This is a genomic window from Paenibacillus sp. FSL H7-0942 (assembly GCF_045040715.1).
Classification (GTDB): Bacteria; Bacillota; Bacilli; order Paenibacillales; family Paenibacillaceae; genus Paenibacillus; species Paenibacillus amylolyticus.
The window spans coordinates 4,518,121-4,543,696 of record NZ_CP150279.1 but is presented as its reverse complement, the minus strand read 5'-3'; the positions used below and the strand labels follow the sequence as shown (position 1 = coordinate 4,543,696).

The 25,576-nt window shown below is 45.9% G+C and carries 18 protein-coding genes; 16 read left to right on the top strand and 2 right to left on the bottom strand.

All coding sequences use genetic code 11. The annotated features are described in order from the left end of the window. Positions 1–2: 2 nt before the first annotated feature. Entirely contained in the window at positions 3–821 is an 819-nt protein-coding gene (locus MHI48_RS20210; RefSeq protein ID WP_017687546.1) for an AraC family transcriptional regulator, read from the bottom strand. Between the two features lie 190 nt (positions 822–1,011). Between MHI48_RS20210 and MHI48_RS20205 the strand changes: the two genes are divergently transcribed. From MHI48_RS20205 to MHI48_RS20180, 6 genes are all read left to right on the top strand, one after another. Then, on the top strand, positions 1,012–2,124 hold the full coding sequence (locus MHI48_RS20205) for a Gfo/Idh/MocA family protein (RefSeq protein WP_036614448.1): 1,113 nt from the start codon (positions 1,012–1,014) through the stop codon (positions 2,122–2,124). A gap of 200 nt (positions 2,125–2,324) precedes the next feature. Then, positions 2,325–3,293: a sugar phosphate isomerase/epimerase gene (locus MHI48_RS20200; protein WP_017687548.1), complete on the top strand. Its 969-nt coding sequence runs from the start codon at positions 2,325–2,327 to the stop codon at positions 3,291–3,293. A 24-nt stretch (positions 3,294–3,317) separates the two neighbouring features. Beyond that, positions 3,318–4,046, top strand: coding sequence for a ThuA domain-containing protein (locus MHI48_RS20195; RefSeq protein ID WP_017687549.1), 729 nt, complete (start codon positions 3,318–3,320; stop codon positions 4,044–4,046). A gap of 331 nt (positions 4,047–4,377) precedes the next feature. Beyond that, positions 4,378–4,674, top strand: coding sequence for a helix-turn-helix domain-containing protein (locus tag MHI48_RS20190; protein WP_074096966.1), 297 nt, complete (start codon positions 4,378–4,380; stop codon positions 4,672–4,674). Positions 4,675–4,868: 194 nt separating this feature from the next. Beyond that, positions 4,869–5,600, top strand: a complete 732-nt coding sequence (locus MHI48_RS20185) for a hypothetical protein (protein WP_101313604.1) — start codon at positions 4,869–4,871, stop codon at positions 5,598–5,600. Positions 5,601–5,797: 197 nt separating this feature from the next. Continuing rightward, complete coding sequence (locus tag MHI48_RS20180) at positions 5,798–6,511, top strand: hypothetical protein (RefSeq protein WP_076318956.1); 714 nt, start codon at positions 5,798–5,800, stop codon at positions 6,509–6,511. 88 nt (positions 6,512–6,599) lie between these two features. On the opposite strand, the gene MHI48_RS20175 is transcribed toward MHI48_RS20180, so the two are convergent. Beyond that, positions 6,600–7,316 (bottom strand): Crp/Fnr family transcriptional regulator, encoded by a 717-nt coding sequence (locus MHI48_RS20175; RefSeq protein ID WP_036614443.1) that lies wholly within the window; start codon positions 7,314–7,316, stop codon positions 6,600–6,602. A gap of 430 nt (positions 7,317–7,746) precedes the next feature. On the opposite strand from MHI48_RS20175, the gene adhE reads away from it, so the two are divergent. The 10 genes from adhE to MHI48_RS20125 all read left to right on the top strand — a co-directional run bounded on the left by adhE (position 7,747) and on the right by MHI48_RS20125 (position 25,407). Next, on the top strand, positions 7,747–10,359 hold the full coding sequence (gene adhE / locus MHI48_RS20170; RefSeq protein WP_036674963.1) for a bifunctional acetaldehyde-CoA/alcohol dehydrogenase: 2,613 nt from the start codon (positions 7,747–7,749) through the stop codon (positions 10,357–10,359). A gap of 940 nt (positions 10,360–11,299) precedes the next feature. Continuing rightward, positions 11,300–13,558 (top strand): formate C-acetyltransferase, encoded by a 2,259-nt coding sequence (pflB, locus tag MHI48_RS20165; protein ID WP_036674964.1) that lies wholly within the window; start codon positions 11,300–11,302, stop codon positions 13,556–13,558. An 89-nt stretch (positions 13,559–13,647) separates the two neighbouring features. Continuing rightward, positions 13,648–14,400, top strand: a complete 753-nt coding sequence (pflA, locus tag MHI48_RS20160; RefSeq protein WP_036614436.1) for a pyruvate formate-lyase-activating protein — start codon at positions 13,648–13,650, stop codon at positions 14,398–14,400. A gap of 189 nt (positions 14,401–14,589) precedes the next feature. Continuing rightward, a complete protein-coding gene (locus MHI48_RS20155) occupies positions 14,590–15,957 on the top strand; it encodes an ABC transporter substrate-binding protein (RefSeq protein WP_036674965.1) in 1,368 nt (455 codons plus the stop codon). Between the two features lie 51 nt (positions 15,958–16,008). Then, complete coding sequence (locus MHI48_RS20150; protein ID WP_036674966.1) at positions 16,009–16,893, top strand: carbohydrate ABC transporter permease; 885 nt, start codon at positions 16,009–16,011, stop codon at positions 16,891–16,893. Beyond that, complete coding sequence (locus MHI48_RS20145) at positions 16,893–17,723, top strand: carbohydrate ABC transporter permease (protein WP_036674968.1); 831 nt, start codon at positions 16,893–16,895, stop codon at positions 17,721–17,723. Before MHI48_RS20150 ends, MHI48_RS20145 begins: the two co-directional genes overlap by 1 nt. Positions 17,724–17,755: 32 nt before the next feature. Then, on the top strand, positions 17,756–19,591 hold the full coding sequence (locus tag MHI48_RS20140; protein WP_036674969.1) for a sensor histidine kinase: 1,836 nt from the start codon (positions 17,756–17,758) through the stop codon (positions 19,589–19,591). Next, on the top strand, positions 19,588–21,219 hold the full coding sequence (locus MHI48_RS20135; RefSeq protein WP_036674970.1) for a response regulator: 1,632 nt from the start codon (positions 19,588–19,590) through the stop codon (positions 21,217–21,219). The genes MHI48_RS20140 and MHI48_RS20135 overlap by 4 nt, the downstream gene beginning before the upstream one ends. A 28-nt stretch (positions 21,220–21,247) precedes the next feature. Continuing rightward, a complete protein-coding gene (gene nagZ / locus MHI48_RS20130) occupies positions 21,248–22,876 on the top strand; it encodes a beta-N-acetylhexosaminidase (protein WP_036674971.1) in 1,629 nt (542 codons plus the stop codon). A 275-nt stretch (positions 22,877–23,151) separates the two neighbouring features. Continuing rightward, positions 23,152–25,407, top strand: a complete 2,256-nt coding sequence (locus tag MHI48_RS20125; protein ID WP_036674972.1) for a stalk domain-containing protein — start codon at positions 23,152–23,154, stop codon at positions 25,405–25,407. The last annotated feature ends 169 nt before the right edge of the window (positions 25,408–25,576 follow it).

Sequence of the window (25,576 nt, the reverse complement as noted above, 5' to 3'; positions counted from 1 at the left end):
GATTACATCTGTTCCCGGTGAATGACGCGGAATTCCTTCGGGGACATGCCGAACCGGGAACGGAATACCCGATGAAAATAGGTATAGTTGTTAAAGCCGGATGACTCAGACACTTGCTCCAGAGTCATTGGACTGAAAATAATCCGTTCCCTGGCCATGTTCAGCCGTACGTCAAGTGTGTATTGCATGATGCTTTTGCCAAACGCTTCTTTGAAGAGATGTACACCCCGTGAGACACTAATGCCAATATGTGTTGCCACATCATCGAGCTTGAATAAAGAGGAAGCGTTTTCTTCAATGTAGTTTTTGATCTCATAAGCCACATAATTGGTGTTGGTTATCGTTGGATGCTCCGCGAGCAGACGATCCACTTCGAGACATAAAATTCGCATATAATAACTTGAAATTTCCGGATAAGGATTGGAGATGCGGCGCTGTTCCAGTACGAGCTGTCGAAACAGGACCAAAAGACTTTCCGTCAGTTCGACTTTGATCCGGGTTGGCCTTTTGTGACGTTTCCACCACTCATCCACCCAGGAACCATTAAAGAAGATGTGATAGTCACCACTCTCCACCAGTCGTTCTCCCATCGGATTGGTTTCATTGTCTATTCTCAGCTCATAGGGTTCATCAGGATCAAAAAGAAGCAGATCGCCCGCATCCACCAGGGACATGTCCCCGTCTATGCGTGCACGGCAACGTCCGTCTGTTTGCAGTCTTAACAGGTAGTTCTTCACACCTTCAGGCTGCACCATAGCGTAGGGTTTACGATGAAATGAAAAGCCTGCTGTAAGAACTTGGCAGGATTGATCTGTCGGCATGGGCATACTCCTTGCAATTTGAAAATTATGACCAGATAGTTCATGTTTCAATCATATTATTCATTTTAATTGAAGCTGAAACGGAATACCATAGTATTAGATTTAAGGAACAGGAAACATCCAACAAAACATATGTATCTCAACCATTCAAACGCAGATTTTCACCATGCGTAAGGAGATGAACGTCACAGTGGAGAAAATGAAAGCAGGCATCATCGGGTGTGGTAACATCAGCGCCATCTACTTGGAAAATCTCAAAAACAACCCGGTCATTGAAGTCGTGGCTGTTGCGGATTTGATTCGTGAACGCGCTCAGGAACGGGCAGATGAATTTAATATCGCAAACGTTTACAATGTAGATGAGTTGCTGCAAAATAACGAAATTGAACTTGTGTTGAACCTTACGGTTCCTGGCAGTCACGCCATGACCGATCTGGCTGCACTCGAAGCAGGCAAACATGTGTATGCCGAGAAGCCGCTGGCAATTTCTCTTGAGGATGGTCGCAAGGTTGTTGAGTTGGCTGAGGAAAAGGGATTGTATGTTGGCTCTGCACCGGATACCTTCCTTGGTTCAGGCATACAGACAGCTCGTAAAGCCATTGAGGATGGGCTGATTGGCAAGCCGGTTGCAGCGACTTCATTCTTCATGGGTGGAGGACCAGAAGCTTGGCATCCTAATCCGGAGTTCTTTTATGTTGCAGGTGGCGGACCGATGTTTGATATGGGACCCTACTACCTGACCGCTCTGATTACGCTGCTTGGACCGATACGCAGAATCAGCGCCTCGGCAGGCATACAGATTGCAGATCGCAAGATTGGCTCCGGACCGAAGGAAGGTACAGCGCTACAAGTAGAGACGCCTACTCACTTGGCAGGAACCATTGATTTCGCAGAAGGAGCCATTGCAACCATGATCACCAGTTTCGATATTCGCGGAGCTTCGGATCTGCCACGTATTGAAATCTATGGTACAGAAGGTACGCTTAGTGTACCGGACCCCAATTATTTTAACGGGGAAGTGAAGGTTCGCAGATACGGTCAAGACACTTGGGAGACGGTCAAACCAGTCTTCGAAAGTGGACAAAACGAACGAGGCATCGGCGTAACCGAAATGGTTGAATCCATTCGTGCCGGAAGGGAACACAAAGCCAGTGGCAAGCTAGCTTATCACGTACTGGAAGCCATGCATTCATTCCAGCGTTCTTCACTTGAAGGCAAGCACATACATCTGGAGAGCAGCTATGATTCTTTTGCAGTAACTCGCACAGTTCAAACTGAGATTGAAACCGTGGAATCCCACTAGTCTGAGTAAAAGTGTTCGAAGCTTGATGCTCTTACAAGTGGTGAAGAATAACCAGTATTCTTACGTTCAATTTCAGGATAGAAACACTCTCGATTTTCCACACTAATCAAACAGGCATGTGATCTGAACGGTAATTGTATACAGTTCAATATTCATGAATTCAGCAATCATACGATATCTAATCCAGGGAGGAATCGCACTTGAAACTCGGCGTATTTTTGGTACTATTCGGAGGACGTAAATTGGAGGATGCTCTTGATTATGTAGCATCCAAGGGATTAAAAGCAGTAGAGATCGGAACAGGCGGACATCCAGGCAATGCACATTGTAAGCCAGATGAGTTGTTAAGCAATCCTACAGCCTTGAAAAACTTCAAAAATGCAGTGGAATCACGTGGTTTGACGATCAGTGCACTTAGCTGTCACGGTAACCCGCTACATCCGCAAAAGGATATTGCCAAAGGATTTCACGATGATTTTGTTAAATCGGTAGAACTGGCTGAGAAGCTGGAAGTACCTGTAGTGAATACATTCTCCGGTTGTCCGGGAGACCATGAGGATGCCAAATATCCGAACTGGCCTGTTGCACCATGGCCAAATGACTTCCAGGAGATCCTGAAGTGGCAGTGGGAGAACAAAGTGATCCCTTACTGGACAGAGTGGGGTAAATTTGCAGCAGATCGTAACGTAAAAGTTGGATTGGAGCTGCACGGTGGATTCTCCGTTCATACACCAGCAACCTTGCTGAGACTGCGTGAAGCAGCAGGTGAAGTGATCGGAGCCAATCTGGACCCAAGTCACATGTGGTGGCAAGGTATTGATCCGGTTCAGGCAATTCACATCTTGGGACGTGAAGGAGCTATCCATCACTTCCATGCAAAAGATACAACGATTGATCCGGTCAACGTGAACAAACACGGTGTAACGGATATGCAGGACTATACCAATATGCTGGATCGGGCTTGGCAGTTCCGCTCGGTCGGTTATGGACATGATAACAAGACTTGGGCAGATATTATGAGTGCCTTGCGTCTGGTCGGATATGATTATGTAGTAAGTATTGAGCACGAAGACGGTCTGATGTCGGTTGAAGAAGGATTCTCTAAAGCCGTGCAAAATCTCCAGCAAGTATTGATCGAAGAACCGCTGGGCGACATGTGGTGGGTTTAGAGCTACACTAGGGGGAAATTGAATATGATCAACGTCACCATTTGGAATGAATTTGTCCATGAGAAAATTCACGATGAAGTAAGGGAAGTCTACCCGGATGGTCTGCATCGAGCACTGGCTGACGGACTTGGCGGCGAAGGCTTTGCTATTCGTACAGCTACACTTGATCAGCCTGAACATGGATTAAGTGATGAAGTGCTGAATTCCACAGATGTGCTCATATGGTGGGGACATATGGCACATGATCGCGTAAGCGATGAGATCTCACAGAAGGTTGCGCAGCGAGTGCTGAACGGGATGGGAATGATTGTGCTCCATTCAGGTCATTTCTCCAAACCATTCAAAGCGCTGATGGGAACAAGCTGCGATCTGAAGTGGCGTGTAGCTGACGAGCAGGAAATTGTATGGTGTGTTAACCCATCTCATCCGATTGCGGATGGCATCGAAGGCAAGATTGTATTGGAAAAAGAAGAGATGTACGGTGAATTCTTCGATATTCCAGTACCGGATGAACTGGTGTTTGTGAGCAACTTCCAGGGTGGGGAAGTATTCCGGAGCGGATGTACGTTCCGGCGTGGTGAAGGTAAAATCTTTTATTTCCGACCAGGTCATGAGACGTATCCGACCTATTACAAACCGGAAATATTAAGAGTGATCAGCAATGCTGTGAAATGGGCATATCCTGCCCGCAGCTTTAAGCCGGAATTTGGCAAGAGCGAACCTGTAAGACCATTTGGTGGCGTGCTGGTCTAATTCACTAACTCAATCGTGTAATGGAAATTATAAGTTTTATACAAAAAGAACCCTTCTCCGAGTCATTGATGACTGTGGCAGCTGGGTTCTTTTTGGGTAAGATAGTACTATGGGGAAGTTATACGATATTTCCCATGGTGACGACGTAGCGTGTAATGTATACTGGGATGTATGATCCATTTTGGATGATATGCTTCTAAAATTTAAACTTTTTAGTTGCAGGCGTTTTCTTTGAAGCTTAAATATGTTATTATGAAATATACTAACAAAATGTAAGTTGATTTGAGTGATCTCTAAAGAGGTGATTAATGTGGAAGGTCAAGACTTGCGGATGTGTCCGCGTTTTGAGACGGCGTTTTCTTTTTTGGGCAAGCGCTGGAATGGTTTAATTATTCAAACATTGATGAGTGGTTCGAAGCGATTCAAGGATATCTCCAATCTGATTCCATCCATGAGTGATAAGATGTTATCCGAACGGATGAAAGATCTGGAGAGTGAAGGTATTCTGGTTCGTCACGTCTATCCCGAGACGCCAGTTCGTATTGAATATGAACTGACGGATAAAGGTAGAGCGCTCCAGCCTGTCATGAATCAAATTCAAGACTGGGCTGAGCAGTGGGTTGACTAAAGAATAACCAATATCACCCACTTTTGTTGCATGAATGACATAGACTCCTGATTTCTGTGGAAATCAGGGGTTTTTGTCTTAAGTACTATGTTGTTCGGCGTTTTTCTCTTGGGCTATGCACATGTTGTCATGAGTTGTAGTATAATCTATAGAAAATGGCCACAGACGGCCGGAGCGAAGGAGGCCCACTTGTCATGAGAGAAGAAAGCTTATCCCGTGAAGTACGCTACGGCAAAAAAGATATTGCAGAACTTGAGAGCGCATCCATTCAGGTCCATCTAATTTACAAAAAAGCTGCAGAGTTGTTTAAGCGCACAGCATATTCCCGTTCGGTTAAGGATGATCTTGCCGAAGTGAATACGCATTCTGTGAACAGCGATGGTCCGAGATTAGCTCCGGCGGTGCTGCAAAAATGGATTCAAACGTCCAGGGGCTGGAAGTGTATCGGATGTGAGCTGGGACAACCTGATTCAACGATGTCTCAGATGGAAGAAACTATGCATGGTAAGCAATTGGCTTTAGATGTGGGAGAAGGTCGGTTGGTTCAGGCAGAAATGCTGATTCAGGCGGTTGTCTGGTCTCAATATGAGAAGATTCGAATGTTTGCACCATGGCTTGGTGATGAACCCTTTTATAGCGTGCAGGAGCTGGATGTCATTGCCCGTTATATTGTGCCTACCTATTTCTCGGAACGGCCTTTGCATGAGCAAGGCAAGGTATTTAAGGTCCATCAACAATATGGGCAGATTCCGTTGTATCAGGAGTATGTAGACGCACCTTCATGTTGCGTGCAGGTTGACGGTGGATTGCTTGAAGGGCGATTGCTGACAGGTGTATACGTATCTGAGGAGCAGTTCTTCGGGCTTAATCCATATCTGAAAGATGGCGATGGAGGACGGACATACATGCAGGCTAGTGTCCAATGATAACGTAACCAATGAGAACATAAAAATGATATAGATTGGAGAGCCTGTGTGCAGGCTCTCTTTCTTGTACAAGCCTTATTTGCAGGCGGTAGCCTATAAAAGTAACGGCTTTGACACTTTTTTTTGCCGAAGGTTGTGCCATAATAGAGGTTATGGACAACAGGGTGAATGATTTTACGCAGGGTGGTGTTACCTACATGATGAAGAAAATCCCCGGTTACATAGGTGTATGTTTGCTCCTACTGGCGATCTTGGCTGGTTGTAGTGAGACACAGCCTTCCGAGCAGCCAATTGTCAAAGAGACAGAAACAGCGAATACAATCACAGTGGCTGTAGATGGCAGTACGTTTTTGCCTGATGCAACAAAGTCCATTAAGCGAGATTTTAGTGAGGGTTTGACACTCAAAAAAGCATTACTCAATAGCGGACTGGTAGATTTTACGGCAGATGGCAAACGGATTCAATCCGTCGGAGAAGTTTCTCTGGATTCTTCGCTGAGCTGGGCTGTCAAATTAAATGGCAAGGATATTGAGCAGCAAGATTGGGACATGGAGCTTCATGCCAAAGATGAAGTGATCATTTACGTGAAAGCCGCTGACAGTGGGGGGGATGGCGTTGCATATCAGACAACGTTACTCAAGGTTAGCGGTGGAAACATTATGCCAACCCTTAATCGTCAATATGCCGGCGTCTACGTTCAAGAGTGCACAGTTCGCGATGTGTTGAAGTCCAGCGGCATTGTAAGAATGTCGGAGAATAACAAATTTGTCGTTTCGGTCGAGAATGTCACGCCTCGTATGAATGAGCGGTGGGTCATTATGGTGAATGACAAAGAATTAATGGAAAATGGTCTGGACATGAAATTGAATCCACGTGATGCGGTTAAGCTTGAATTAACCAATGCATCCTAAGTATACCAAGAAGCCCAATCTCTTTTTAGAGAACTGGGCTTTTTTTCATTGAAATATATAAGCAAGATCCGATCAGCATAGTCAAGTATTAAATACGACAGATCTCGTTCGGGCAAAGCTCACAGTGACAGATTCCTTGTAGCATCTTCAGATCTTTGATGACAATCATGCCATTGTCATATTCAATCCCGTCTTTCTTACGCAGGTCGCTTAACATGCGGTTTACACTTTCACGAGTGGCTCCAATCATATTGGACAGGTCCGTGTGAGTAATTTTTTTGTGAATAATGACATGCTCTCCATGAGGCTCACCATACGAATTCGACAACCGAATGAGGGTGGAGCAGAGTGCACCCGGTTTGCCGTATAACATGAGATCCCGGAATTTGGTCTGTGTCAACCGGTGGTGGATGCCCATCCATTTCATGAAGTCGATCGCAAAGTCACAATGCTGGCAGATTAACATCTCCAGGTCTTTATGCTCCAGTACACCGATCTCACTATCCTCTAATACTTCCGCAGAGAAGCTGTGTTTAGAGCCAAAGAAGGGATCAGCCTGCCCAATCATATCACCGGATTGATACATGTACATGATCAGTTCCTTGCCTTCATCCGTGGATTTGGTGATCTGGGCACGGCCCCGTTTCATATAATAAAGTTTGTCAGAGATGTCGCCTTCCCAGTACAGATGTGTACCTTCCGGATAGGTTCTATCTTTCATGGTAACCAGCAGATGGTTGAAATTTGCTTCCGAGAAACAGTTAGTATTACCGCGCTTTTCCAGTACAGTTGTTAGTTCTCTCATAAGTCTATCTCCCCTTTATGTCCATCGGACGACCTTCTGTAGTAAGCAGTAGCCTCCGAGGTTCGCCGCAAACCGTTGCCGTCCTGATCAGGGTCATCTCGGCCGGGAGGAAGGACGGTACAAATTGCGGTGGTTCAATTTTTAAGTTCAGTATATACCTAATCTTACCGTTTGAGGGGGAAGGAAAGGGGGCAAAAATGACGAAATTTCAAACATTGTGATAAAATTCACTTTTAATGGAGAGGATGAATTTTACAGCCCTATATTTTAAATAAGAAGTAAAAATGGTCGTGTGAAGGACACTACAAAACTTAAATTAAATTTGTTATACTTTGTGAAAAAAATCACATAATTAAGTTTATTGTCATGTTACGATGTGAATGTAAACGAGAGAGACAAACTAATACGAACCTTTAGGAGGATGAGGGAGATGGCTGTAAAGAACGAAGTCGCCCCAGCAAAAGAACCGACAGCAGGTCAGTATATTCAAACGTTAATCGACAAAGCGAATAAAGCACACGCCGCATTCATGAAGATGGACCAGAAGCAGATTGACCGGATTGTGCAAGCAATGGCGCTTGCGGGTCTGGATAAACACATGATGCTCGCCAAGATGGCCGTAGAAGAAACTGGCCGCGGAGTATATGAGGATAAAATCACCAAAAATATATTTGCAACAGAATATGTGTACCACAGTATCAAGTACGATAAAACCGTAGGTGTGATTGAAGATAACGAGTATGAAAGCTTCCAAAAAATTGCGGAGCCGGTCGGCATCATCATGGGTATTACACCAGTTACCAACCCAACATCAACGACGATGTTTAAAGCATTGATTTCCATCAAGACGCGTAACCCGATCATCTTTGGTTTTCACCCATCTGCACAGAATTGTAGCCGGGAAGCTGCCAAAATCCTGCTGGAAGCGGCTGTGAAACATGGTGCACCAGCAGATTGCATTCAGTGGATTGATGATCCTTCCATGGATCGTACAAACGAACTGATGAATCACAATGATGTGGCTCTCATTCTGGCAACAGGCGGATCAGGCATGGTACGTGCAGCGTACAGCTGTGGTAAACCTGCACTGGGCGTAGGACCGGGTAACGTACCTTGCTTTATCGAGAAAAGCGCGGATATCAATCAGGCAGTAACGGATTTGATCCTGTCCAAGTCTTTCGATAACGGCATGATCTGTGCTTCTGAACAAGCGGTCATCATTGAAGAACCGATCTTCGATCAAGTGAAGAAAAAAATGATTGCAAATGGCTGTTACTTTGTTAACAAAGATGAAGCAGCAAAATTGACAGCAGGTGCGATTAATGCCGAGAAATGTGCGGTGAACCCGGCGATTGTTGGTCAATCTGCGGTGAGTATTGCGAAGTTGTGCGGTATTGAAGTTCCGGCAGGCACCAAAATTCTCGTGGCCGAGATTGAAGGGGTAGGTACCAAATTCCCATTGTCGGCTGAGAAATTAAGCCCGGTACTGGCTTGTTACAAAGTTAAAACGGCAGCAGAGGGCATTGAACGTGCAGCAGAAGTGGTTGCTTTTGGCGGCATGGGTCACTCCTCGGTTATCCACTCCACAAATGAAGAAGTGATCAGCAAATTCGCAGATCGTTTGCAAACTGGACGGATTATTGTGAACTCACCATCCACACATGGTGCCATCGGGGATATCTACAACACAAACATGCCGTCATTGACACTGGGATGCGGATCATACGGACGTAACTCGACTTCTTCCAATGTAACCGCTGTGAACTTAATCAATGTGAAAAGGGTGGCTCGCCGTACCGTGAATATGCAATGGTTCAAAGTGCCGAACAAAGTCTACTTCGAAAAAGGGGCAACGCAGTATCTTGCCAAAATGCCTGACATCACACGTGTGGCGATTATTACGGATGCCATGATGGTGAAGCTTGGATATGTTGAAAAGGTAGAACACTATCTGCGTCAACGCCAAATGCCGGTAGCCATCGAAGTATTCTCCGATGTTGAGCCAGATCCATCCACAACAACGGTAGACCGCGGAACCGAAATGATGCGCCGCTTCCAACCAGACTGCATTATCGCACTCGGCGGTGGATCACCGATGGATGCTGCCAAAGCCATGTGGTTGTTCTATGAATACCCGGACACGGACTTCAACGATCTGAAACAAAAATTCATGGATATCCGCAAACGGATCTACAAATATCCACGTCTCGGCGTAAAAGCGAAATTTGTAGCGATCCCAACCACATCAGGTACAGGTTCTGAAGTGACATCGTTCGCGGTTATCACAGATAAAAATCAAGGTAACACCAAATATCCATTGGCCGACTATGAGCTGACACCAGACGTAGCGATTGTCGATCCGGAGTTCGTGTACTCCCTGCCGAGAACAGCCGTTGCCGATACAGGTATGGACGTACTGACGCATGCGATTGAAGCTTATGTATCTGTTATGGCAAATGATTACACGGATGGACTTGCGATCAAAGCAATCCAACTGGTATTCCAATACCTGGAGCAATCGGCACTGCAAGGAGATAAACTGGCACGTGAGAAAATGCATAATGCTTCCACGATTGCAGGTATGGCGTTTGCCAACGCATTCCTGGGCATCAACCACAGCTTGGCGCACAAATGGGGCGGTCAGTATCACACCGCACACGGACGCACAAATGCAATCCTGATGCCACACGTCATTCGTTACAACGCAAAAAAACCGACCAAATTTGCATCGTTCCCGAAATATTCGCACTTTGTAGCGGATGAGCGGTATGCCGAAATTGCCCGTATCTTGGGATTGCCTGCTCGCACAACAGAAGAAGGCGTAACCAGTCTCATCAATGCGATTCGCAAACTGAACAAAACATTGGGCATTGAAGAATCGTTCCAGGAAATTGGATTTGATGCCAAAGACTTTGAAGCACATGTCGATTATCTGGCAGACCGTGCCTTCGAAGACCAATGTACAACCGCCAATCCGAAGTTGCCGCTGGTAACTGAACTGGCTGATGTATACCGCAACGCTTTCTACGGAAAGTTTGAATAATAAATTTAGAACAAAGCGTGCTTTACGGCAAGAAGATCAGGGTTCCCCGAGAGGGGAGCCCCGATTGCCGTCTTTCACACAATAACGAGAGGGCAGAAAAACAGAAGAGCGAGCATCTGTTTTTCAGGATTTATTCTAAGATTTGGTTTGCTCCGAGCGTAGAGGAGCAAAAGGGTTCTAGAGAGGTTACACGTAATCCGTGATGTGGCTGTTTGAGCCAGATGTTCACTCATTAACGGAGTGGGCAGAAAAACAGAAGAGCGAGCATCTGTTTTTCAGGATTTATTCTAAGATTTGGTTTGCTCCGAGCATAGAGGAGCAACGGGTTCTATAGAGGTTACACGGAATCCGTGACGTGGCTGTTTGAGCCGGATGTTCACACATTAACGGAGTGGGCAGAAAAACAGAAGAGCGAGCATCTGTTTTTCAGGATTTATTCTAAGATTTGGTTTGCTCCGAGCATAGAGGAGCAACGGGTTCTATAGAGGTTACACGGAATCCGTGATGTGGCTGTTTGAGCCAGATGTTCACACAATAACGGAGTGGGCAGAAAAAACTGAAGAAGCGGAGCGTTCGCCTTTATCCCCGGATTTTCCCCTTTGAAATATAAAATTGAAAAAATCCGGGGATAACAGCGATCGGAAGTTGTTCTGCCCGCGCAGTGGCTAAGTGTGAAATTTACAGGGGGCAATGGGACACAGCGCAGGTGAAGTGAGTTAGTTCACTGGCTTTGTGACAAAAATCACAGATGATGAAAGCCCCAAGTCGTATACTGAAAATGTAAGAAAAACATTCATCCCGCGGTTCCGGTTCCCAAGTAGAGAGAACATGTTCCGGTTTATGTGAAACAATTCACATTAATCGCGGCTCTGGGCACACAATGCTACGAATGAAGCAAGATGTTATGTGTCCAGAAATCCAAATTAGTGGAGGGATTACGATGTCGGTGATTGAAAAAGATGTCAAACAACAAACAGGCTGGAGAAACTTTACCAAAGGAACATGGACCAAATCCGTAGATGTGAATGATTTTCTGGCACACAACTTGTCTCCGTATTACGGTGACGAAGCATTTCTCGCAGGTGCAACCCAGAATACCAAAGAATTGTGGGAGATCGTATCTGATCTGACCAAAAAAGAACGGGATAACGGCGGTGTCCTTGACGTTGACGTGAACACACCAGGTACTATTGTTTCTCACCAACCCGGTTATCTGGATCAATCCAAAGAGCAGATTGTCGGCGTTCAGACCGATGCTCCGTTCAAACGTTCCATTCAACCAACAGGCGGAATTCGCATGATGATTGACGCATGTGAGGCATATGGCTTTGAAATGCCACAGGGCGTCATTGATATATTTACAAACATTCGCAAAACACATAACCAAGGTGTATTCGATGCTTATACTTCCGACATGCGTGCAGCGCGTAAAGCAGGAATTATTACAGGTCTGCCAGATGCTTACGGCCGTGGCCGGATCATCGGTGACTATCGTCGTGTAGCTTTGTACGGGGTAGACTTCCTGATTCGTAACAAAAAAGGCGAACTGAATGCACTCGAAGTTGATGTTATTGATGAAGATGTCATTCGTCTGCGGGAAGAATTGTCTGAACAGATTCGTGCATTGCAAGAATTGAAACAATTGGGCGATATGCACGGGTTCGATATTTCCTTGCCAGCGACAACAGCAAAAGAAGCATTCCAATGGTTGTACTTCGGTTATCTGGCTGCGATCAAAGAACAGAACGGTGCTGCGATGTCACTCGGACGTGTATCTTCTTTCCTGGATATCTACATTGAACGTGACCTGCAAGAAGGGATTTTGTCCGAAGAACAGGCTCAGGAATTGGTTGACCATTTCGTAATGAAACTGCGGATTGTCAAATTCCTGCGTACACCGGATTACAACGAACTGTTCAGTGGAGATCCAACATGGGTGACTGAGTCCATCGGTGGTATGTCCGTGAATGGTGAAACACGTGTAACCAAAAACAGCTTCCGTTTCCTGCATACACTGCACAACCTGGGTCCTGCACCAGAACCAAACTTGACTGTTCTCTGGTCAACGAAACTTCCAGAAGCTTTCAAAGATTATTGCAGTAAAGTATCCATCGAAACCAGCTCAATCCAGTATGAAAATGATGATCTGATGCGTCCGATCTACGGTGACGATTACGGTATTGCTTGCTGTGTGTCGGCGATGAAGATCGGGAAACAAATGCAATTCTTCGGCGCTCGTGCCAACCTGGCAAAAGCTCTCCTGTATGCGATCAACGGTGGTCGTGACGAGAAATCCGGAGCACAAGTTGGACCTGAGTATCCTGCCATTACTAGCGAAGTGCTGGATTACAATGAGGTTATGAAACGCTTCAAACCAATGATGGAGTGGCTGGCTAAGCTGTATATGAACACCCTCAACGTCATTCACTACATGCACGATAAATACAGCTATGAGCGTATCGAAATGGCATTGCATGACCGTGACATTGTACGTACGATGGCTTGTGGTATCGCTGGTCTGTCAGTTACAGCAGATTCACTGAGTGCAATCAAATATGCCAAAGTAAAACCAATTCGTAACGAACAAGGCATCGCTGTTGATTTCGAAATCGAAGGAGACTTCCCTTGTTACGGTAACAATGAAGACAGCGTAGACAGCATTGCTGTTGAACTGGTCGAGAACTTCATGGGCATGATTCGCAAGCACAAAGCTTACCGTAACGCAGTTCCAACACAATCCGTTCTGACGATCACTTCCAACGTGGTATATGGTAAGAAAACAGGGACTACACCGGATGGTCGTAAAGCAGGTGAACCATTTGCTCCAGGTGCAAACCCAATGCATGGTCGTGACAAAAAAGGTGCACTGGCATCCCTTGGCTCGGTAGCCAAATTGCCTTATGAACACAGTCTTGACGGGATTTCCAATACCTTCTCCATCGTGCCAAAAGCATTGGGTAAAGAGGAGACTACACGTAAATCCAATCTGACTGCGATGATGGATGGTTACTTCGGTCAAAACGCTCATCACCTGAACGTTAACGTATTTGATCGTCAGCAATTGATTGATGCGATGGATCACCCGGAAAACTATCCACAACTGACTATACGGGTATCCGGATATGCCGTTAACTTCATTAAATTGACTCGTGAACAACAGTTGGATGTCATCAACCGTACGTTCCATGGCTCGATGTAAGTAATTTGCTAGTAGAAGACCGCTAGAGCAAGGTATTCCAAATCATATTAAACGCACAGCGGATGCGGATACAGAAAGGAAGAGGCAGCATGGTTAACGGACATATTCATTCACTCGAAACTTTCGGGACGGTTGACGGCCCAGGCATCCGCTTTGTGCTTTTTATGCAAGGATGTCTACTCAAATGTCAATATTGCCACAACCCTGATACTTGGGCGCTGGATGGTGGAAAAGAAATGACGCTTGAGGAGGTACTGGCTGAAATTGAGCCTTACCTGTCTTACTACCGCAGCTCCGGAGGCGGGCTCACGATATCTGGCGGAGAACCAACGTTACAGGCCCACTTTGTAGCCGAGATCTTCAAGGAAGTGAAGCGGCGCTGGGGATTGCATACGACACTGGATAGCAACGGTTTTAACGAACCGGAACGGATTCACGATCTGTTGGATCACACAGACCTGGTTCTGCTGGACCTCAAACATATTGATGATGAGAAACATATCAAGTTGACAGGCAAATCCAACGAGAGAACGTTGAAAACGGCCAAGTGGTTATCGGAGCAAGGTCGGAAAATGTGGATACGCCACGTGTATGTGCCTGGCATTCATAACGAGGAAGAGGATCTGCTTAACCTCGGACGGTTTATTGGAACATTAAATGGCGTCGAAAAGTTCGAAATTCTTCCATACCATCAGATGGGGATCTACAAATGGGAGGCGCTCGGTAAAGTATATCCACTGGATGGAGTTCCTTCACCAAGTGAAGAAGAAGTGGAGCGGGCGTATCGCCTGATCGAACAAGGTCGCCAGGAAACAGCTGGCATGGCTTGTTCAGGTAAGTAATCTGACCTTTATATAATAAAAACAATCAACCAAGCAGTCCTTGCGAACATGTTTCGCAGGGGCTGTTTTTTGTCCAGTGAAGGATTTTATCCCTCCATTGATGAATTGTCATCCTTACGATGTAAGCTCCGGCTTTTTATAATCAGAGTGTAAAGCCAAACGCTCAATATCTTGAGGAGGGTCAACCAGATGAAAAAAAGAATGACATTACTGCTTTCATTATTGCTTATCACTTCATGGACTTTGGCGGGATGTGCAAGCTCAAGTAACGAGCCACAGCAAGGCGCGGGCAATACACCTGTGGAGGAAACAAGTAAGGAACCGGTTGAAATGCTTCTCCGCCACACGCAGGTGGGAGCCGACAAACAGAAAAGACTGGCCATTCTGCAGGATGTTGTGGACAAAGTTGAGGGAGAGATACCCAATCTGACCTTTACGCTGGATGGCGTCGAATCCGATGTGAATCGTAAGGAAAAGCTTCGCGGGGAGATGGCGGCAGGTAACCCGCCGGATATATTTGAACTGTTCGGTAGCCCGGATTCCAAAGTTTATGCCAAGGAAGGTATGCTGCTTGATCTGACTCCGATCTTGCAAGAGCTGGGCATTCAAGACCAGTTTACATCCCTTGAACCGTTTACGTATGAAGGCAAAGTATATGGACTGCCGATTGGCGGTTCGGGCGAAGGTTTTTTCTATAATAAAGAGTACTTCGAACAAAAAGGATGGAAAGCCCCAACTACCATGGCTGAACTGGACAATATACTGGCTGAGATCAAGGCTGATGGCAAAGTGCCGCTTGCTTCCGCATCTAAGGCGGGCTGGGTGCCGCTTATGTTAACCAACCATCTGTGGTCCCGGTATGCCGGGCCGGAGATTACCGCAAAGTTTGCAACAGGTGAAGCGAAGTGGACCGATCCGGGTGTTGTGCAAGGTTTTGCCAAACATAAGGAATGGGTGGATAAGGGTTATTTCAAAAAAGGTGAACTGGGCTTTGAGTATGCCGAATATACCACGCAATTTACAAGTGGAGAAGTGGTATTAATGTATGACGGAACATGGAAATCATCTGTATTTAAGGAAGGTCAGAGCGGTGAATCGCTCATTGGCAAGGTTGGATTCTTCAATATGCCTCCGGTAGAGAACGGAGCAGGTGATCAGACGTCTTTGATGCGGGATGTGAACAATGGATACGGATTCTCGGCAGCAGTGGCGGATGACCCGCAGAAGCTGGACGCAGTGAAAGCTTTTATCAAAAATTTCTACAATGAAGATATGCAGATCCGCGGCCTTGTGGAAGACGGTGTGTTGCCTGCCATGAAGCTGGACGAGAAAGTGCTGACCGATAGCATTACCGATGATCTGATGAAAGAAATTGTGGCTGTGCTTAATGCGTCCAAGACGTCGTTCCCAGCATTTGATGCACTCGTTCAGGCCGATGTGACAACAGAGATCAGTAATCTGCAAATCCAGAAGTTGATTGGTGGGCAGACCACACCAGAGAAAATGGCAGAAGAGTTGCAAAAGGTGCAAGAGGAAGCAAACGCCTCAGTGGAATAAACCAATTCAAGTCGAAACTGCGATCGTTGAAGTGACTGAAGGAGGCTGACTATGAATACTTCACTCCGCAGCCCGTTAATCTATACGTTGTTTGTAATGCCAGCCCTAATTCTGTTTGTAATGTTCTTTCTATACCCTATTGGTAGCTCCCTGTATTACAGTCTGACGAGTTGGAATGGGGTATCGGCTGAGCCACGTTTTGTGGGTTTATCCAACTATGTGAAGGCACTGACCGATGAACGTTTTTGGATTTCCACACGGAATAACGGCTTTTTCATCGGATTTTCGGTACTGATTCAGGTACCCCTAATCGTCCTATTTTCGCTTCTGATTGCCAATGTAAAAAGGCTGAAAGGTCTGTATAAAACCGCTGTTTTTTTACCATCCATCATGTCGACAGCCGTTATCGGTATTTTATGGGGATTCATCTATGAACCGAATATCGGGCTATTAAACAAAATGCTTCATGTGCTGGGAATCGATCCAATCTACTGGTTATCGGATAACCGATTTGCCATGTTGTCCATTTTGGTGACCAATGCCTGGCAGTGGACGGGATTTTACATTGTCATGGTGCTGGCTGCCATACTGGCGATTCCCCGTGATCTGGATGAAGCGGCTGCAATCGATGGGGCAACGGCGGTACAACGTGCAATGCGAATTACGTTGCCGCTGATCCGGCCGATCATTTCGGTGGTGATCATGTTGTCCATCGCAGGTGCCATGAAAGCAGCCGACATCGTGATTGTCATGACCAAAGGTGGGCCCGCTGGGTCCACTGAGGTTCTGGCGACATATATGATCAAATATGCAATTACCAACTTCAAATATGGTTATGGTAATACCATTGCAGTGCTGATCTTTGCTCTGACGCTTGTGCTCACTGCGGTGTATCAACTGCTGGTGGCGAGGCGGGGCGAGAAGGTGGAATATTGATGGCGAAAAGCATAAAAAGCAGTATACCTCATGTGTTGTTAATGTTGTATTTAATCGCGATTTTGTTTCCCTTTTTATTTGTGATTTTCTCTTCCTTCAAGCAGGATAACAATGAAATCGCCCTGAATCCATTCGGTTTGCCTACAACATGGGAGTTTAACAATTACGTGGAGGCTTGGGTGAATGCCAAGATTGGTACGTATTTCTGGAACAGCCTGTACATTTCGGTTTTATCGTCGGCGTGTACGATTGTCCTCGGCGCCATGTTTGCTTTTGCCGTAACCCGGATGAGACACCGGAGATGGAGCCTGTTTCTGTACAGTTTGATTCTGGCGGGCATGCTTATTCCCAACAATGCACTTATGCTTCCGATCTATCTGCTTGTTCGCAAAATGGGCATATTGGATACACATCTGGCATTGATCGTGCCCTATGTGGCCAATGCGATCCCCTTTACAATTATTATCCTGGCGGCTTTTATGCGTTCTCTGCCTGGGGAAATTGAGGAAGCGGCGGTCATGGACGGCTTGAGGGCCCCGGGTATCTTTGCTAAAATAGTGATACCTCTTACAGTTCCAGCCATTGTTACGGTTTTTATCGTTAATTTCCTCGGCAACTGGAACGAATTTTTACTCGCCAACTATTTTTTATCCACCGATAAATTGCGTACGCTGCCAGTGGGCATGGTCCAGTTTCGGGATCAATATCAGATGAATTATGCTCAGATGTCGGCAGGTATTGTATACAGCGTTGTACCTGTACTTGTGATCTACGCTATACTCCAGGAGAAAATTATAGAAGGAGTAACTGCAGGTGGTGTCAAAGGTTAATACCATGAACCAGTGAATAGGGAGAACGGGATATGAACTTGCGAATGAAGCTGGCTTTGGCATTTCTGCTGCTGATTATTGTACCGATGTGTGCGCTGGGCATTGGCATGTTTCTGGTCACATCACATACGATTGAGAAAAAATACAATCAACAGGCCGAATATGCGCTTCAGGCCATCAGCTACAATATCGAGAATGTATTTCAGCAGATTAATAATGTGACCGACAACGGGATAGCGACATCGGTTTTTCAAATGGCGTTGAATGCCAAAGATCCGACCAAGCAGGATCTGGGAACCGGTAATCAGTTATCCCTGAATGCCAGCCAGCGCAATTTCCGTTCCCTTCTATATAATTATCCGTTCATTAGTTATGCCTTTTTATATGATTTGCGTTCGTCCGAGAACAACCAGATTGTCTCCATTTTCACCAAAGAAAATTTTCAAGCCCTTCCTTTTCAGCAATTCAAAGTGCATCCCTTATTCAACGAAATTCAGCAACTTAATGGCGTGCCTAAATGGCTCGCACCTCTGGAATATCCCGAATTAACCGGGGTAGAGCCTGTCTTCACCCAGATCAGACTGGTCAAAGAACTCAGTTATTTTCAAAATATCGGCGTGCTTGTTGTTCAGATCAAAAAAGGAGAGATCGACCGGATCTTCCGTCACCTGCAAATCAGCGATTCGGCACAGGATACATCATTCCTGTTAATTAATGAAGAAGGGCTGATTGTCTATGATCCTGCAGGTATATATAACGGTGAGAACATGCAAAACCTTGGTGCTGAATCCAGCCGTTACGGTCCTGGCTTTAGTAGCGTCAGAACGGTCTTTGACGGCAAGGAGAGCATCATTTCACAATATCATCTGAAGAACTATAACTGGAGTCTCGTCAGTGTGACTTCATGGGAAGCCTTATCTGCGGAAACCAATGCCTTTGCAGGTTGGTCTGTCATCATTATTCTGTCATGTCTGCTCGCAGCGATGATCTTTAATCTTTTTTTCATGAATCGCATTACGGGTAACATTGCTGTACTTGTAAGGTTTATGCGTCGTGTGGATGATGGTGATTTTAATGCAAGGGTGGAAGGAAAAGGGTTCGATGAAATGCAGCTGCTTGCGCAAGGGTTCAATGAACTATTGGATCGGATCGGGGGATTATTCCGTCGTGTTCGTGCAGAGCAAGAGCAGAAGGCCCAAGCGGAACTACGTGTATTACAGGCCCAGATCAAACCTCATTTTCTGTTTAACACATTGGAATCCATTAATGGATTAGCGCTGCGTGGGGAGGGCCGTAAAGTAAGCGAGATGGTGACCAGACTTGGCAATATGCTTCGTATCAGCATTCAGGATCAGGAGGAGATTCCGCTGGGTGAGGAAATAAGACATTTGCAGAGTTATCTGGAGATTCAACAGTACAGGTTCAGTGATTTGTTCACCTATGAGATTGACATTCCACCCCATCTATACAGCTCAATTCTGCTTAAGCTTACCCTTCAGCCTCTGGTGGAAAATAGCATTCAACATGGGTTTGAGGGGATCACCTATCCAGGTGTACTGCGGATAAGCGCATATGCAGAACGGGGTCATCTGGTGTTATGTGTTGAGGATAATGGGATCGGTATTCCCCAGGAAATGCTCGCACGATTTGAGTATATGGCAGAAGATCCACCGGAAGATATGCTCGCGGAAGGGGCGGAATCATTATCGTCCATAACGGAACGCAGGGGATTGGGATTACGAAGTGTGGCAGATCGAATTCGTATTCAATACGGGGCCGGGTATGGCATATTTATATGTTCAGCACCGGGGTATGGCACAGTTATTCGATGCATCATTCCATTATATGAGCAGGAGGAAGCCGGATGAATCTGACTGCAATGCTGGTCGACGATGAGCTGCCGATTCTGGAGAATCTGAACTACATTTTACCCTGGGAAGAGATGGGGATTGAAATCACAGGTACAGCGAGAAGTGGTGTAGAAGCGCTGGGGAAAGTAACAGAAAGTCATCCGGACATTCTCTTGTGTGATATTCGAATGCCGTCTATGGATGGATTGGAACTTATTCGTTTGCTGCGAGAGCAGGGTGAAACGTGTGAGATTATTTTGCTGACCGGGTATCAGCAGTTTGAATATGCTCGAACTGCTATCAAGTATAACGTACATGAATACATATGTAAGCCCATTGATTATTTGAATCTGGAACATAAACTGCGTGAACTTGCCGGACAGATCCAGAAGAGACGTCTGGAAAACGAATCGCAACGTTATCGCAGCCAAGAGATGGAAAGCTGGATCAGACACAAACAGTTGATTGACCTGTTGCGAGGAGAAGCACCGTTGAAGGTTGCCTATCCTGCCTCTGTTCCTGAATTCATAACAACTGCTACACCGTATACGTTGCTGCTGGTGGATGCGGTCGGTTATTTTCGCCATTCTATCGGCTGGTCCGAGCTTCAGCACCAACGATGGCATGAGACCTTAAGTTCCAGACTTAGGGAAGTAGCAGAGAGAATTGAGGGGGACTGTCAGATTCTTTCGACTCGCAAAGGGGAGTGGTGCATCTTGCTGGAGGCATCAGGTGAGTGGAAACGTCGCTCAGAGGAACTGGCCCATCAACTGTGTCTCGAATTAAATGCGATATTGTCCTTGGATTCAAGTGTGAAGGTCAGTGTTGTTCAGGGTGCTGTGCCCGTGAACCTGGAAAGTGAAATTCTGGAGCGATACCGGCATTGTCAAAAAATACTGATGTCCCATTCGGAGAGTGAAGACAAGGTGCTGAAGGCGAGTTGTCCCGAAACCACCTTATCGTATGATCATACGGCCTCCAAAGGGGCTAACTCATGGATTACAAGAGAAGATCTGGAGCTTGTTACTCGGTGGATTCGTCAAGGGAACAAGCAGGGGTTATGTGATGTATTGGAGCGGCTTAAACAGCAAATGGGGAATTCAGGACAATCCTTCAACAGGATAGATGAAACCAATCTTCGGTTTATGCTTGTACACATGCTTCGGGAACTGCGTGAAATACAGGCCCTCGCTGAAGAGCACGAAGTGAACTTTTGGAATGCACTGCAAGGAGCTGTATCCATGAGGGAACTCCTTGAACTTGCAGAGGTCGTTACCCATGCCTCTCAGGGCAAACAAACGCAACCACGTCCTTCTGTATCGGAACTGATCCTCTCTGCATGTGAGTATATGGACGCACGGCTGCAACAGGACTTGGGAATAGATGAAGTCTCAGATTGGCTTGGAATCAGCCCGGGATACTTTTGCCAGCTATTTAAAACCCAAATGGGTGTTACTTTTGTGGAATATATGACGCAGAAACGGATGGAAAGTGCCGCTTTATTGTTGAGTACAACCGAATGGAGCATAACAGCGATTGGGGAAGCAACAGGGTTCAAGGAGCGCCGTTACTTCTCCAAGGTGTTTCATAAACACTTTCACATGAAACCCTCAGAGTACAGGCAGAGTAAACAATTGGGTTTGTAGTACCAAGGGAAACGGGAGGAGAGGTCGAATGAAACCCTTGAATGATCTGACATTGGAGCAAAAGGTAGGACAATTGTTGATGTGTGGATTTCACAGTCAGCACGCAGATGAACAGATTACTCGTTTAATCCGTGACTATCACGTCGGGGGTGTCATTTATTTCCGGCGTAATGTCGAAAGTGTAGATCAATTGACACGGCTATCCGCCGAACTGCAAGAGATGGCTGCTGAAGCAGGGGCTCTACCACTCATGATTTCGGTGGACCAGGAAGGTGGCATGGTTGCACGGATTGACCAAGAGGGAATGACCCAAGTGCCGGGTAATATGGCGCTTGGTGCGACAGGCAATGCGGAATATACTCTGGAGTGTGCTCAAATTCTGGGTCGTGAGTTAAAAAACATCGGTATTGATATGAACCTTGCGCCAGTGGTCGACGTGAATAACAACCCGCTTAACCCGGTTATCGGTGTGCGTTCGTATGGTGAACATGCTGAAAGTGTGGCCGCTCATGGCGTAGCAGCCATCACCGGATATCAATCACAGGGCATAGCTGCTACTGCCAAACATTTTCCTGGACATGGAGATACCGCTGTAGATTCTCATCTTGGTATGGTTACGGTACCTCATGATCGAAACAGGCTGGAACAGATGGAGTTGTTACCGTTCCGTAAGGCGATTGAGGCCGGAGTTGATGCTATTATGACAGCTCATGTGATGTTCCCTTCGATTGAGCCCGAGCCCATTCCGGCTACGTTGTCACATAAGGTGTTAACGGGTCTGCTACGTGAGGAAATGGGTTTTGAAGGCATTATTATTACAGACTGTCTTGAAATGCATGCAATATCCAAACCCTATGGGGTAGCTGAAGCTGCTATTCGTGCTGTGGAGGCAGGAGCAGATCTGATTCTGGTGAGTCATACCTTGCAAGATCAGGTTGCTGCGCTGGAAGCCATTGTGGAAGCAGTTCGAACGGGCCGGATCTCGGAAGAGGTTATTCATCAGGCGGTTGAACGCATTATGACATGGAAAAAAAAGCGCTGTGGCCAGCAGAATGATCATCTGGTTTCGCCGAAAGCGAGTGAAACGGTCGAAGCAACCGATGTTGAACCTGTTGATTGCACTAAACCCACTGAGCCCAACGAATTGACGTTGTTCAAGATTGCTTCAAGCAGTATTACCATCGTTCATAATGATGGGCTGTTGCCGTTGGACCCAGAGAAGGGCGTATATGTCATCTGGCCTGAGGTTGTGCAACGGACAGAGGTGGATGAACCATGGTCCCATACAGAATCGTTGGGTATGGCGTTATCGCAGCTGCGAGGCAGAGTTCGTGAGCACAAAATTACAACGCAGCCCACTTATGATGAAACAGATCGGATATTGGCTGATGTGTCAGATAGTGAACAAGTTATCGTATGTACGTACACATCGGCAGGTCATCTTCCGAAAGGGCAACAGTTTTTGGTTGAAAAGCTTAGTGAAAATCATTCGCTGATTGTAATTGCTCTGCGCAATCCATATGATCTGCTGGAGATTTCGAGGCCGGGAAGTTATGTGTGTACGTATGAGAATACACCTGCAGTTGTTCGGGTACTGTCCCATGTGTTAACCGGTGGACTGCAGCCAACAGGAAGTCTGCCTGTCCGTTTGCGCTAGACCTATTTAATCCTTACATCTCTCTGCGATATGGTGCTGATTGACCATCTCCTGGAGAGATTTTTTTGTTGGAATTTTCTATTGGTTAATTTTGGGATATGAATGCCAAAAAGATAATTGATAGATAACTATTTTCATAGTATTTTCCTTCTATTAAAAGTTTACAATTCTCCTCTTAACTTTTTAGCAACTTTTCCCGGTTCCAAGCGTCTAATAATATGACTTTTTGAGGGGGATATTTATAAAATGGGAGCAGAAGGAGCCAAAGACAAAGAATGAATTTGAAGAAGAAATTGTCCATACTTACCGCTTTTGCTGTGTTTCAGGCGTTTGCAGTGATTCCTGCCAATGCACAATCAGCAGATCAGAGCGATACTACATCAGTGAATACAGCCAAAGTTAAATCCGTGGAGGTTGTGAAGAAAGAACAGACCATCGCGGAATCCGAAGTGAAATCCGGAACAAACACTCCAACATCAAATAATGAAACAACTGAAGAAGTGAACCCTCCTGAGACAGATGTTCCTACAGGAACAGACGCGACTCCTGTTGAGCCGGTAATTGAACCTATGGACGAAGAAGGTACAGCTGAGGAAACACCAGCACCTGCACCAGTAGAAGTGGAGCAACCATCTACAGGCGGTTCATCTGTTGCTGGAGGCCGGGGTGGAGACCTCACTCTTTATATGAACAGTAATAAAATGATGCAAGATGGCAAAACATATCTTGCTGGACAGCCGATGGCTGTAAAAAATGGTGTATCCTATGTAGCGATCCGTGCTCTCGTTGATCGGGTTGGCTATGATGTCAAATATGATAACACAACTAAAGAAACGATCATTATTAGTGGTGAAGATGAGCTGCGTTTCAAAACAAATAGCAAGATCTATACCGTTAATGGTGTGTCCAGAACGATGAAGGGCGCGGCTTATCAACAAAAAAATACGTTCATGGTGCCGTTGACTTCAATTACACAGGCTCTGGACATTACGTATAAAGTAAATCAATCTGCCAAAACGGTTGTATTGAATCTGAGTACCAAACCGGTGGCAAGCTTCACGGTACAAAAAGAGGTCTTTGCCGGAGACCAGGTAACCTACACAACCAGATCCAGCTCTCCCAAGGGACTCAGCATTGTAGATGAGCGTTGGACAGGCCGTCAGGATTCATTCGACCAACCAGGTGTATACACAGTAACCTATGCGGTCCAGGATTCAAGTGGTCAATGGAGCGATCCGTATTCGGTTACTATTAAGGTTGAAAGACCGAATTTGCCACCTGTGGCAATGTTTACGACAGATAAAGAAGAATACAAAATGGGTGAGAAAATCACTTATATTGATCAAAGCACAGATGATGAGAATGCAATTGTAAAAACCGAATGGGATAACAATGCACTTGCATTCTTTGTTCCAGGACCGAAGACCGTAACGATTACAGTTACCGATAAACATGGTGCTAGCAATAGCTATACCAAGATGATCAATATTACGGGAGAAACACTTTATAGTGTGACTGACTTTAATCAATTGTTCACACCAGTCGGTGAGAAGTTCACTTTTGACGGTGGTGGAGTACCGGCATTGGAGAAAGTACCTTTCACTTATTATGATGAACCAAGTCTGCTGATCCGCAGTAACAGCCCGGAAACCGTGAATACGGAAGGCATTGTGTACAAGGAATCTTCCTTTGGACAGACACGCTTCATGATTCACCATGTGAACAACACGGGCAAAAGCGTAAAAATGTATGTTGTAGCGACAAACAACAATGCATACACGGCATCCATTGACCAGCAAAACATGGGTTTTGCAGGACCGTCTCCTTTTGCAACGGTAGCTGGAAAGCTGTCGATTGACCGTTGGTTCCAGTCGATGCAGAATGGTACCGGACAAAAGAAAGTGTACATCCAGCCAGGAGAAAGCAAGCTTATTCTTAATGATCTGAGCGTTCTTCCGATGAAACAGGGACAAGTCATTTCCTTGTATTCGGATGTATTCAGTGACTATGAACTGGATTACAACATTATCATGATCGAAGAAAACAAGGACCCGATGGAAGTGTTATCGAGCCTGCCGGTTCTGGATCGTGATGGAGTTCACAACCGTGGTACCTATCCAAATGCAACACGGATCATTACGTATGATCAAGAAGTAGGGTCGAAACCTGCACGTCTTCCACTTGGAGACAATGCAAGTGATCCAAACCTTGTAGGAACGGACCCTATGGCTTTCACTGAAGCGTCCAACGCGGGTAACTTCGGTGTATTGTACAAAATTACATTGAATAATGTTGCTCCGCGCACGTTGATTTCATTCAACCCTCGTGGAGGCAGATATTCAGGTGTGGCACTCGTGAATGGACAGGTCGTTCAGATTTCCACAGGTAAATCTGTAACTGCACCTAATGAGCAAAGTGTTATGTATCGCACAGGTTCGTACGGCGAGAGTGTAACTATTCTCTTCTCGGCGGCACCAGGAAGTAACTTGCCTGTTAACCTGCTGTTCACGCCGCTTCCGGCTGAAAAGTAATACCATGAACATGCACGGACGGTTTGGAGTGAAAGCTTATATCATATATACCCGTTCACCCCAAAAGTCGCCCGAACGATTGATCATCTGAACCGTCAGGAAGGGACTCCATCAAAATGTAATGTCATTAGCTCAAGCTAGACTAATGGCAATGCATGTGCATGGAGTC